Source organism: Mycobacterium sp. FW102-FHT13B02 (assembly GCF_058790275.1).
In genome coordinates, this window is record NZ_JBYTCM010000001.1 from 144943 (window position 1) to 157063 (window position 12121).

11 protein-coding genes are annotated in these 12121 nt (G+C 67.3%); 7 read left to right on the forward strand and 4 right to left on the reverse strand.

What is annotated here, in order from left to right:
* The first annotated feature begins 28 nt into the window (after positions 1–28).
* The 4 genes from dop (at position 29) to prcA (ending at position 3445) form a co-directional block, all read left to right on the forward strand.
* A complete protein-coding gene (gene dop / locus AC3WTE_RS00705) occupies positions 29–1537 on the forward strand; it encodes a depupylase/deamidase Dop (protein WP_492434832.1) in 1509 nt (502 codons plus the stop codon).
* A gap of 74 nt (positions 1538–1611) precedes the next feature.
* Positions 1612–1806 (forward strand): ubiquitin-like protein Pup, encoded by a 195-nt coding sequence (locus AC3WTE_RS00710; RefSeq protein ID WP_424075267.1) that lies wholly within the window; start codon positions 1612–1614, stop codon positions 1804–1806.
* A 50-nt stretch (positions 1807–1856) separates the two neighbouring features.
* Positions 1857–2669 carry a proteasome subunit beta gene (prcB, locus tag AC3WTE_RS00715; RefSeq protein WP_492435451.1) on the forward strand — a complete coding sequence of 271 codons (813 nt, stop codon included), beginning with the start codon at positions 1857–1859 and terminating at the stop codon, positions 2667–2669.
* The gene (prcA, locus tag AC3WTE_RS00720) at positions 2669–3445 is read left to right on the forward strand and encodes a proteasome subunit alpha (protein WP_492434833.1); all 777 of its coding nucleotides are present in this window, start codon (positions 2669–2671) and stop codon (positions 3443–3445) included. Before prcB ends, prcA begins: the two co-directional genes overlap by 1 nt.
* Here prcA and AC3WTE_RS00725 read toward each other — a convergent pair whose 3' ends face one another.
* The gene (locus tag AC3WTE_RS00725) at positions 3446–4060 is read right to left on the reverse strand and encodes a TetR/AcrR family transcriptional regulator C-terminal domain-containing protein (protein ID WP_492434835.1); all 615 of its coding nucleotides are present in this window, start codon (positions 4058–4060) and stop codon (positions 3446–3448) included. It abuts the gene before it with no gap.
* Positions 4061–4143: 83 nt separating this feature from the next.
* On the opposite strand from AC3WTE_RS00725, the gene AC3WTE_RS00730 reads away from it, so the two are divergent.
* Genes AC3WTE_RS00730 through AC3WTE_RS00740 form a run of 3 tightly spaced genes read left to right on the forward strand, consistent with a single transcriptional unit; the run spans position 4144 to position 6636 of the window.
* Positions 4144–5133 (forward strand): nitrilase-related carbon-nitrogen hydrolase, encoded by a 990-nt coding sequence (locus AC3WTE_RS00730; protein WP_492434837.1) that lies wholly within the window; start codon positions 4144–4146, stop codon positions 5131–5133.
* A gap of 11 nt (positions 5134–5144) precedes the next feature.
* Positions 5145–6158 (forward strand): agmatine deiminase family protein, encoded by a 1014-nt coding sequence (locus tag AC3WTE_RS00735; RefSeq protein ID WP_492435453.1) that lies wholly within the window; start codon positions 5145–5147, stop codon positions 6156–6158.
* 40 nt (positions 6159–6198) lie between these two features.
* Positions 6199–6636 carry a VOC family protein gene (locus AC3WTE_RS00740; protein WP_492434838.1) on the forward strand — a complete coding sequence of 146 codons (438 nt, stop codon included), beginning with the start codon at positions 6199–6201 and terminating at the stop codon, positions 6634–6636.
* Here AC3WTE_RS00740 and AC3WTE_RS00745 read toward each other — a convergent pair.
* The 3 genes from AC3WTE_RS00745 to gabT form a co-directional block, all read right to left on the reverse strand.
* Entirely contained in the window at positions 6623–9190 is a 2568-nt protein-coding gene (locus AC3WTE_RS00745; protein WP_492434840.1) for an NAD-glutamate dehydrogenase domain-containing protein, read from the reverse strand. The genes AC3WTE_RS00740 and AC3WTE_RS00745 overlap by 14 nt on opposite strands.
* Before the next feature lie 63 nt (positions 9191–9253).
* Entirely contained in the window at positions 9254–10708 is a 1455-nt protein-coding gene (locus tag AC3WTE_RS00750; protein WP_492434842.1) for an NAD-dependent succinate-semialdehyde dehydrogenase, read from the reverse strand.
* Complete coding sequence (gene gabT, locus AC3WTE_RS00755; protein WP_492434844.1) at positions 10705–12045, reverse strand: 4-aminobutyrate--2-oxoglutarate transaminase; 1341 nt, start codon at positions 12043–12045, stop codon at positions 10705–10707. Before gabT ends, AC3WTE_RS00750 begins: the two co-directional genes overlap by 4 nt.
* Between the last annotated feature and the right edge of the window lie 76 nt (positions 12046–12121).

Below are 12121 nucleotides of genomic sequence, written 5' to 3' on the forward strand. Positions count from 1 at the left end.
CATCGCCAGTCCGTCTACGCTGTGCGGCATGCAACGGATCATCGGAACAGAGGTCGAATACGGCATTTCATCGCCGTCTGATCCGACCGCGAACCCGATCCTCACGTCCACCCAGGCGGTGCTGGCGTACGCGGCGGCCAGCGGCATCCAGCGGGCCAAGCGCACGCGGTGGGACTACGAGGTCGAGTCCCCGCTGCGCGACGCCCGTGGTTTCGACCTGAGCCGCTCCACGGGACCGGCACCGATCGTCGACGCCGACGAGATCGGCGCCGCCAACATGATCCTCACCAACGGCGCCCGGCTGTATGTCGATCACGCCCACCCGGAGTACTCCGCTCCCGAGGTCACCGACCCGATGGACGCGGTCATCTGGGACAAGGCCGGCGAGCGGGTCATGGAAGCCGCTGCCCGGTATGTGGCCAGCGTGCCCGGGGCGGCGAAGCTGCAGTTGTACAAGAACAACGTCGACGGCAAGGGTGCGTCGTACGGCACGCACGAGAACTACCTGATGAGTCGGCAGACGCCCTTCAACTCGGTGATCGCCGGGCTGACGCCGTTCTTCGTGTCCCGTCAGGTCGTCACCGGTTCGGGCCGCGTCGGCATCGGGCAGTCGGGTGATGAGCCGGGCTTCCAGCTGACCCAGCGCGCCGACTACATCGAGGTCGAGGTCGGCCTGGAGACGACGCTCAAGCGCGGCATCATCAACACCCGCGACGAACCGCACGCCGACGCCGACAAGTACCGCCGGCTGCACGTCATCATCGGTGACGCCAACCTGGCCGAGACGTCCACGTATCTGAAGGTGGGCACCACGTCGCTGGTGCTCGACCTGATCGAGTTCGGGGCCGCCGAGGGCATCGAGCTGTCCGACCTGGCGCTGGCCCGCCCGGTGCACGCGGTGCACGTCATCAGCCGGGACCCGTCGCTGCGCGCGACGGTGGCACTGGCGGACGGACGCGAACTCACCGGCCTTGCGCTGCAACGCATCTACCTGGACCGGGTGGCCAAGCTGCAGGAGCGGCGCGACCCGGACCCGCGCGCCGACCACGTCATCGAGACCTGGGCGCAGGTCCTGGATCTGCTCGAGCGCGATCCGATGGAGTGTGCCGAAATCCTGGACTGGCCGGCCAAGCTGCGCCTGCTGGAGGGCTTCCGGCAGCGGGAGAACCTGAGCTGGAACGCCCCGCGTCTGCATCTGGTGGACCTGCAGTATTCCGACGTGCGGCTGGACAAGGGCCTGTACAACCGCCTGGTGGCGCGCGGCTCGATGAAGCGGCTGGTCACCGAGCAGCAGGTGCTCGACGCGGTGGACAACCCACCCACCGACACCCGGGCGTACTTCCGGGGCGAGTGCCTGCGCCGGTTCGGTGCGGACATCGCCGCGGCCAGCTGGGACTCGGTGATTTTCGACCTCGGCGGCGAGTCTTTGGTGCGGATTCCGACGCTGGAACCGCTGCGCGGCAGCAAGGCACATGTCGGCGCGCTGCTCGATTCGGTGGACAGTGCGGCCGAGTTGGTGGAACAGCTGACCACGTAATGGCTTGTGTTCCCGGGGAACCCGGGCACGGACCGGTAGTGTGAAGTTAGATATCGAGCAATCAGGAGGCGGCGATGGCTCAGGAACAGACCAAGCGTGGCGGTGGCGGCGGCGAGGACGACGACCTCACCGGTACGACTGCCGCAGGTCAGGAGCGTCGCGAGAAGCTCGCCGAGGACACCGACGACCTGCTCGATGAGATCGATGACGTGCTGGAAGAGAACGCTGAGGACTTCGTGCGCGCGTACGTCCAAAAGGGCGGCCAGTGACGCGAGCGTTCGGGCCTTTCTCTGACCGACTGGATGTCACCTCACCTCACCTGAACTTGTCCTCGTTTTCGGACTTTCTGAGCCGGCAGGCACCACACCTGTTGCCGGCCGCGGGCGTGAGGAACAATTGGGCCGCAGCGGGTGATCCTCGATCCGGCGCCGACCTGCCGCACGGCACGACCATCGTCGCGATCAAGTACCCCGGCGGCGTGCTGATCGCGGGGGACCGGCGGGCCACCCAGGGCAACATGATCGCGAGCCGCGACGTGCAGAAGGTGCACATCGCCGACGAACACACCGCGACGGGCATCGCCGGCACGGCCGCGATCGCGGTGGAGTTCGCGCGGTTGTATGCCGTGGAGCTGGAGCACTACGAGAAGGTCGAAGGCGTGCCGCTGACGTTCCGTGGCAAGGTCAACCGACTGGCCATCATGGTGCGCGGCAATCTCGGCGCGGCGATGCAGGGCTTCGTCGCGCTGCCCCTGCTGGTGGGCTACGACCTGGACGACTCCGACCCGGGCAACGCCGGCCGGATCGTTTCGTTCGACGCCGCGGGTGGCTGGAACATCGAAGAAGAGGGCTACCAGTCGGTGGGCTCGGGATCTCTGTTCGCCAAGTCGTCCATCAAGAAGCTGTATTCGCATGTGAGCGATGCCGATTCGGCGCTGAAGGTGGCCATCGAGGCGCTGTACGACGCTGCCGACGACGATTCGGCAACTGGCGGACCCGATCTGACGCGCGGGATCTACCCGACCGCGGTACTGATCGGCGCCGAAGGCGCCGAAGAGGTGACCGACGAACGGATTGCCGCGCTGGCCCGGGAAGTCATCGCCAACCGGACCAGCGCGAGAGGTAATGCCTGATGAGCTTTCCGTATTTCATTTCGCCCGAACAGGCGATGCGGGAACGTTCGGAGCTTGCGCGCAAAGGCATTTCGCGGGGCCGCAGCGTGGTCGTCCTGGCCTATGAAGGTGGCGTGCTGTTCGTCGCGGAGAACCCGTCGCGGTCGCTGCAGAAGGTCAGTGAGCTGTACGACCGGGTCGGTTTCGCGGCCGTCGGCCGGTTCAACGAGTTCGACAACCTGCGTCGCGGTGGTATCCAGTTCGCCGACACCCGGGGCTATGCCTACGACCGACGCGATGTCACCGGCCGCCAGTTGGCCAACGTCTACGCCCAGACGCTGGGCACCATCTTCACCGAGCAGGCCAAGCCCTACGAGGTCGAGCTGTGTGTCGCCGAAGTGGCGCACCACGGCGAGACGAAAGCCCCTGAGCTGTACCGGATCACGTACGACGGATCCATCGCCGACGAGCCGCATTTCGTCGTGATGGGCGGTACCACCGAGCCCATCATCGCCGCACTCAATGACTCCTACCGGGAGAACGCGAGCCTGGCCGACGCCGTGAAGATCGCCGTCGACGCGCTGCACGCCGGGGCGGGTGACCGCGTGCTGGAGGCGTCGACGCTCGAGGTGGCGATTCTCGACGCCAAGAAGCCGCGTCGCGCGTTCCGGCGGATCACCGGTGCCGCGCTGGACGCGGTGTTGCCGAAGGCCGAGGCGGAAGCCAAGGACGAGGACAAGGCCGCGGATGGCGAGAGCAAGCCGGAAGCCAAGCCCGAGGGTGACGCGTCCGAGTAATCACTCGGACGACGGAACCGCTGCCAGTCCGCGCAGCAGCACTGCGATGCCGAATTCGAAGGCATCGTCGGCGCGTTCGGGTTTGGTGCTTCCCGTGGCGAGTGCCGCGGCGAACTCTGGGCCGACCTCGGCGCCGGGCTGCCACGGTTCGTCGGGTGCGGCGACATCGAGCGCCGAGCCCAGCACGAACGCGTCGATCAGGGTGATGGCGCGCAACGTGTCCGCTGGATCGAATCCCGCGCGGCCGAACGTGACGGCCAGCACGTTGTACATGGTGAGGGCGTGGTCGCTGTTGACCGCATGCGAGGTCAGCAGGGGGATGAGCCGCGGGTAGCGGGCGTAGCTCTGCCGGTAGGACCGCATGATGTCGGCGACGACGTCGGTCCACGGGCGGTGTGGGTCGTCGGCGGGCAGCGCGACGTCGGACATCGCCCGTTCGCGTAGCAGCTCGACGATCTGTTCGCGCCCGGCGACGTGGTTGTACAGCGAGGACGGGCTGACCTTGAGGGCCCGGGCCAGTTCCGGGACGGTGAAGCCGCCCGTCTTGTTGACCAAATCCATTGCTGCGCCGGCGATGCGATCCGCGGAAAGCAGCGGTGTGGAGGGGCGGCCCATGGCTTCTTTCTACTACCTCTTTACAAGTGTGGGTAAGTGGGGCCACAATAAAACGAATTAAATTCGTTTTAGGAGTACAGCTGATGATCACCCTGACCGCCACCGCGCCCGAGTCGCTGTCCCGCAGCACCGCGTCGACGCGACCGCCGGTCCGGGTCGGACTGGTGCAGCACCGCTGGCGTCCCGAGGCTGACGAGCTCACCAAGGTGCTGCGCGGGGGCATCGATCGGGCGGCGGGAGAAGGTGCCACGCTGGTCTGTCTGCCGGAGATCACGCTGCTGCGCTACCCCGCCGACACCCCGGCCGGCCCGAACCCCGGCGACGTCGCCGAAGACCTGCTCGAGGGGCCGACGTTCGCGCTGGCCGCCGACGCGGCCCGGACCAACGGCGTCTTCGTGCATGCCTCGTTGTATGAAAAGGCGCCGGCGGCAGACGGTTTGGGCTTCAACACGGCCATCCTGGTGTCCCCGTCGGGTGAGTTGGCCGGCCGGACCCGCAAGATGCACATTCCGATCTCGGCGGGCTACTACGAGGACACCTATTTTCGGGCCGGCCCGGCCGAGTCCGGGGACAACCCGTACCCGGTCTACGACCCTGAGGGGCTCGGCGCCAAGCTGGGTATGCCGACCTGCTGGGATGAATGGTTCCCCGAAGTGGCCCGTAGCTACTCGCTCGGCGGCGCCGAGATCGTCGTCTACCCGACGGCCATCGGCTCCGAGCCGGTCTTCCCGGCGTTCGATACGCAACCGCTGTGGCAGCAGGTCATCGTCGCCAACGGCATCAACAGTGGCCTGTTCATGGTGGTGCCCAACCGAATCGGCGATGAGGGCGCCGTGACCTTCTACGGCTCGTCGTTCATCTCCGACCCCTACGGCCGGGTGCTGGTGCAGGCGCCGCGCGACGAAGAGGCGGTGCTGGTCGCCGACCTGGATCTGGACCAGCGCCGCGACTGGCTGGAGCTGTTCCCGTTCCTGCTGACCCGGCGGCCGGAGAGCTACGGTGCGCTGACCGCGCCCGTCGACGCGCAGCGTCCGTACGGCGCCGGCCACGAAGCCACGGCGGTGGTGAAGTGACCGGTTATGTGATGCCCGCGGAGAGCGCACCGCAGGACAGGGTGTGGATGGCGTTCCCATCGGCAGGTTATTCGTTGGGAGACAACGAGACCGAACATCACGAGGCCCGCTCGACCTGGGCCGCCGTGGCGCATGCGGTGCTGGAATTCGAACCGGTGACCGTGGTGGTGGATCCCGCTGAAATGGCTGCCGCGCGGCGGTATCTGTCCGTCGACGTGGACATCGTCGAAGCGCCACTGAACGACGCGTGGATGCGCGATATCGGGCCGACCTTCGTGCACGCCGACGACGGTTCGGTGGCTGCGGTGGACTGGGTGTTCAACGGATGGGGCGCCCAGGACTGGGCGCGCTGGGATCGCGACGCGAAAATCGCTGCCGCAGTCGCCGGTTGGGCCGGAGTTCCGGTGGTCGACTCGACGCTGGTCAACGAAGGTGGTGGTATCCAGGTCGACGGGCAGGGCACGGTGCTGGTCACCGAGACCGTCCAACTCGACCCGGGCCGCAATCCCGGCGCCACCAAGGCCGACGTCGAGGCCGAGCTGGCCCGCACCATCGGCGCCACCCACGCCGTCTGGCTGCCGCGCGGCCTGACCCGCGACTCGGAGCGCTTCGGCACCCGTGGGCACGTCGACATCGTCGCAGCCATCACCTCACCAGGGCGCCTGCTGGTGCATGCCCAGCGCTCCGGGGCGCATCCGGACCACTTGGTGTGTAAGGAGATTCGCGAGGTGCTCGCCGACACCTGTGACGCGGCGGGCCGGCCCTGGGAGATCGTTGAACTGCCCGCGCCGGACCTGCTGACCGACGCCGAGGGCTACGTCGACTACAGCTACATCAACCACCTGGTGGTCAACGGGGGCGTCATCGCGTGTGCGTTCGGCGATCCGCACGACGCCGACGCTGCAGCGATCCTGGCCGAGCAATACCCGGGCCGGCGCGTGGTCAGTGTCGATGCCCGGCCGCTGTTCGAGCGGGGCGGCGGCATCCACTGCATCACGCAACACCAGCCTTCTGCCCTGAGCTAGGGCGCGTTTGGTCCGGGCCGCGCTGGGTACCATCCACGACATGCCCATCAAACTCGAGAACGTCGGCATCGCCGTGCGCGATCTCGACGCGACCATCGCGTTTTTCACAGACCTCGGTCTCACCGTCGTCGGGCGCACCACCGTCAGCGGCGAGTGGACCGACACGGCTGTCGGCCTCGACGGCAACCACGCCAACGTCGCCATGCTCGAGACGCCCGACGGCCATGGCCGCGTCGAGCTCTTCGAGTACATCCATCCCGAGGCGATCGATTCGGAACCCACCCGCCCCAACGACATTGGGATGCACCGCGTCGCGTTCTCGGTCGACGACATCGACGCGGCCCTCGAGGTCGCGGCCAGGCATGGCTGCCATCCGCTGCGTGGCGTGGCCGCCTACGAGGACATCTACAAGCTGACGTATGTCCGCGGCCCCAGCGGCATCATCGTGATGTTCGCCGAGGAGCTCAAGAAGAGCTGACGGCGATCAACCGGCTGACCGCGGCACTCACCCGATCACGGTTGCCCGCGCCGTTGCGCACCACCCACGATGTCAGGTGCTCGAGCAGCTCACGGATCTCCAGCAGCGCCTGGATACGTTGGCTCTCATCGGTCTTGCCGGTCAGAACCTCGGCCCACAGGGCGTCGAGATCGAGGATCTCACGCACCGTCGCGTACGCCATCGCCACATCGGACGTGCTGACCGAAAGACGTTCCTGCATGCGGTAAATGGTGCCCGGGCCGACCCGGTTGATCAGCTCACCGGCGACCGAGGTCGCGACGATCTCGCGGCGCAGCGGGTGGTTCGCGATCTCGGTCCGAGCCTGCTCGGCAATGCTGGCCGGGAAGTACTGCTCCAGGCGGCCGACGAACAATTCGTGGTCCGGCACGTCGGAGGCCAACAGCTCGTGTGACACCAGATTCTTGGATTGCGCCAGCAGCACGGCGATTTCAGGACGGGTGAGCCCGAGCCCGACCAGGCGCCGCCGGTCCAGTTCCTGCTTCGACGGCAGTCCTTCGACGTCGGGGTCGACGCCGGCCTCGTCCTGCAGGTTGGCGATGAGCCTGATGTGCCGGTCCAGCAGAGACCCGGCCTCGGCCGCGGCCATGCTGATCGCCAGAATTTGGTCCGCGTTGTCGGCGAGCACCCGCGCGGCGACATCGTCCGTCGCTCCCGCGAGCAGCGAATTGCGAAGCGTCGTATCGATATTGCCGGAGTCCAGCGCGATCTTCAGGTTGACCTCGAGGTCGGAGGTGGCGACACCTGCGGCGTTGTCGATGAAGTCGGCGTTGACCCGCCCACCGCTCAGTGCAAACGCGACACGCGCCTGCTGCGTCAGGCCGAGGTTGCCGCCCTCACCGATCACCTTGCAGCGCAACTGCGATGCGGTGACGCGCACGCGATCATTGGCCTTGTCCTGGGCGTCGGCGTCGGTCTCGTCGTCGGCGCGCACGTAGGTGCCGACGCCACCGTTCCACAGCAAGTCGACGGGCGCGCGCAGCACGGCGCTGATCAGCTCGTCCGGAGTGCATTCGACGGTCTTGATGCCCAGGCTCACCCGGGCTTGATCTGACAGCGGGATTGATTTCGCGGTGCGCGGCCACACGCCGCCGCCCACCGAGATCAACGCCGGGTCGTAGTCCTGCCAGCTGGACCGGGGGAGGGCGAAGAGCCGCGCCCGCTCCTGATATGAGGCTGCCGGGTCCGGATTCGGGTCGAGGAAGATGTGTCGATGGTCGAAAGCCGCGACAAGCTTGATGTTGCGGGACAACAACATTCCATTGCCGAAAACGTCACCGGACATGTCGCCGATGCCGGCGACGGTGAATGGCTCGACGTCGATGTCATGACCGGCCTCGGCGAAGTGCCGACGTACCGACAGCCAGGCGCCACGGGCGGTGATGCCCATGGCCTTGTGGTCGTATCCGGCCGACCCGCCCGACGCGAAGGCGTCGCCGAGCCAGAAGCCGTATTCCGCGGCAATGGCATTGGCCAGGTCCGAGAACGTGGCGGTGCCTTTGTCGGCGGCGACCACGAGATAGGCGTCGTCCCCGTCAGGGCACACGGTGCGGTCGGGAGGGCGGACGGTGCCGTCCACGATGTTGTCGGTGACATCGAGCAGACCGCGGATGAAGGTGCGGTAGCCGTCAGCGGGATCGACAGTGGCGGAACGCAAGACGAAGGCGCCCTTGGCGCCCGTCGGCACGATCGGGGCGTTCTTCACGGCCTGCGTCTTCATCAAGCCGAGCACCTCGGTGCGGAAGTCCTCGGCGCGGTTGGACCAGCGGAGCCCACCGCGGGCGATGGCGCCAGTGCGCAGGTGCACGCCCTCGACGATGTCGGAGTGCACGAAGATCTCGCGATAGGGGACAACGGGTCCCGTGATCGACAGCCGCGATGAGTCGATCTTGAACGACATGTAGTCCTTCGAGCGGCCGTCGGGCCCGACCTGGAACCAGTTGGTGCGCAACGTCGCAGCGACGAATGCGTGCAGAGCCCGTCGGATCCGGTCGTCATCCAGCGAGGCCGCGGCATCCACCAGAGCGGTGACTTCACGATCTGCCTGCTCGATGTCCGCGGTGGCGTCCGGGTTGAACCGGGCGTCGAACAATGCCAGTAGCGCATTGACGAATTCGGGTGCGGCGACCAAGGATTCCACGATGTAGTCCTCGGAGAACCCCAGGCCCGTCTGCCGGACGAACCGGCACGCCGCGCGGATCAGGACAGCCCGGCGCCAGTCGATGCCGGCCGCGGCGATGAGCATGGCGAACCGGTCGACGTTCCAGCGCCCCGCGATGGCGGCCTCGCATGCCTGCGCGACCAGGTCACGTGTCGAGGCAGAGAGCGAGAGGTCGCCGAACTCGTAGCTGTGCCCGGCTTCGCCGCAGTGGTGGTAGGAGGCGACGCGCAGGCCGAAAGATTCGAACATGGCGCAGACGTCGGCCAGGAACGGCGGTTGGCCGGGCCACTGGATTTGGGCGTGGTTGTTCAGCCCGTCGGCGTCGAAAGACACCCGGGCAGCGGGATTCTGCATGGGGAGGACTACTCCGGTCTATTTACTTGGAGGTCTGCGTGTGTGGATGAAGGGCGGCGCAAGCTATTGCAGCGCGATGTACTTGGTCTCGAGGTACTCCTCGATACCTTCGCTGCCGGCTTCGCGGCCGATGCCGGATTCCTTGATGCCGCCGAACGGCGCGGCCACATCGGATATGACGCCACGGTTGACGCCCACCATGCCGGCCTCGATCGACTCGGCGACCCGCAGTGCACGGTCCAGGCCCTGCGTGTAGACGTATGCTGCCAGGCCGTATTCGGTGTCGTTCGCGGCGTCGATGCCGGCCTGCTCGCCGTCGAATCCGATGATCGCGGCAACCGGTCCGAAGATTTCCTCGCGCAGGAGGCGGGCGTCGGACGACACGTCGGCGAGCACGGTCGGTGGGTAGAAGAAGCCTTCGCCCTCGACGGGTTTGCCGCCGGTGGCTACCGTGGCGCCCTTGTTGACGGCGTCCTGCACCAGTTCGTCGACCGTGGCCCGTTGCTTGGCGGTGATGAGCGGACCGACCTGGCTGCCGGTCTGATCGCCCGGGCCGGTGGTCAGCGCCGCCATGCGCGCGGCGAGCTTTTCGGTGAACTCGGCACGCACCGCGTTGTCGACGTGGATGCGGTTGGCGGCGGTGCAGGCCTCACCCATATTGCGCATCTTGGCGGCCATGGCACCGTCGACCGCGGCGTCCAGATCGGCATCGTCGAACACCACGAACGGAGCATTGCCACCGAGTTCCATCGAGGTGCGCAGCACCCGATCGGCGGACTGCGCCAACAATTTTCGTCCGACACCGGTGGAGCCGGTGAAAGTCAGCTTGCGCAGTCGCGAGTCCGCCAGCAGCGGTCCGGTCAGGCCTGCGGCGTCAGTGGTCGGCAGGATGGACAGCACACCGGCGGGCAGGCCGGCGTCGGCGAACACCTGGCCCAGCAGCAGCATGGTGAGCGGCGTCTCGGCCGCGGGCTTGACGATCATGGTGCAGCCGGCTGCCAGCGCCGGCCCGATCTTGCGGGTGCCCATCGCCAATGGGAAGTTCCACGGTGTGATCGCCAAGGTGGGACCGACGGGCTGCTTGCTCACGAGGATGCGGCCGTTACCGGTGGGGGACTGGGTGTAACGGCCGTTGATCCGGACCGCTTCTTCGGCGAACCAGCGCAGGAACTCGCCGCCGTAGTTCACCTCACCCTGGCTCTCCGCCAAGGGTTTTCCCATCTCCAGCGTCATGGTCAGGGCGAAGTCGTCGCGACGATCCATGACCAGTTCCCACGCGCGGCGCAGGATTTCGGCACGTTCGCGGGCCGGGGTGGCGGCCCACGAGGCCTGCACGGCAACGGCCTCGTCGAGGGCGCGGGCACCGTCGGCGGGCGCGGCGTCGGCGACCTCGATGAGGACGGCGTCCGTGGCCGGGTCGTGCACGGCGAACCGTGCTCCCGTGGACGCCGGCACCTGCAGGCCGCCGAGCCACAGTTCGGTGGGCATGGACTCCAGTAGCGTGGCGCGGTCGATCATCGGGTTGCCGCCATTTCGCGCACGATATCGCCCAGCACGGCGATGCCTTCGTCGAGCAGCTCGTCGCTGATCACCAGCGGCGGGAGCAGCCGGATGATGTTGCCGTATGAGCCGCAGGTCAGGATGATGACGCCGCGCTTGAACGCTTCTGCCGCAATGGCTTTGGTGAGTACTGGGTCAGGGTCAGTGGTTCCCGGTTTGACGATTTCGACCGCCAGCATGCCGCCACGTCCGCGGACGTCGCCGACCACCCCGGTGTCGCGCAGGGCCTGCAACTTGGGCAGTACCGAGGCTTCGATGGCGCGGGCCCGGGCGGGCAGGTCCATCTCTGCCATGGCGTCGAGGGTGGCCAGTGCCGCGGCGCAGGCCACCGGGTTGCCGCCGTACGTGCCGCCCAGGCCGCCGGGATGCACGGCATCCAACAGTTCGGCACGCCCGGTGATGGCCGCCAGCGGCATGCCGCCGGCGATGCCCTTGGCCAGGGTCATGATGTCGGGGACGATGCCGTCGTGCTCGGAGGCGAACCACGCTCCGGTGCGGGCGAACCCCGTCTGCACCTCGTCGGCGATGAATACAACGCCGTTGGCCTTGCACCAATCAACCAGGGTGGCAAGGAATCCCGGCGCGGGCACGATGAAGCCGCCCTCGCCCTGAACGGGTTCGATGATCACGGCTGCGAGAGAGGCGGCGCCGATCTGGGTCTCGATGCGGCTGATGGCGGCCTTGGCCGCGGCTTCGCCGGTGAGCCCGTCGCGGTAGGGGTACGACGCCGGCATCCGGTAGATCTCCGGCGCGAACGGGCCGAACTGAGACTTGTAGGGCATGGCCTTGGCGGTCAGCGCCATGGTCATGTTGGTCCGGCCGTGGTAGGCGTGATCGAAGGCGACGACGGCCTGGCGGCCGGTGGCCAGCCGCGCCACCTTGACGGCGTTCTCGACAGCTTCGGAGCCCGAGTTGAAGAATGCGGTGCGCTTCTCGTGGTCGCCGGGGGTCATGGTGTTCAGCCGCTCGGCCAGCTCCACGTAGCCCTCGTAGGGGGTGATCATGAAACAGGTGTGGGTGAACCGGGCTGCTTGCTGCGCCACCGCGGCAGCGACACCGGGATGCGATGCGCCGACACTGGTGACGGCGATGCCCGAGCCCAGGTCGATGAGAGAATTGCCGTCGATGTCGACGATGACACCGCCGTCGGCGTCGGCCGCGTAGACCGGCGCGGAGGAGCTGACGCCACCCGCGACCGCGGCCTGCCGCCGCGCCGACATTTCGACCGATCGGGGACCGGGCAGCGCGGTGACGATGTTGCGCTTCTGCGCCAGTCGATAGGTGATGTCGGTCATCGGTTGCTCCTGGTGATCGAACGGCTTGTGTACTGCTGATTCTTGGCTGTTCGAGCGGCGATGACCATGTCCAAAT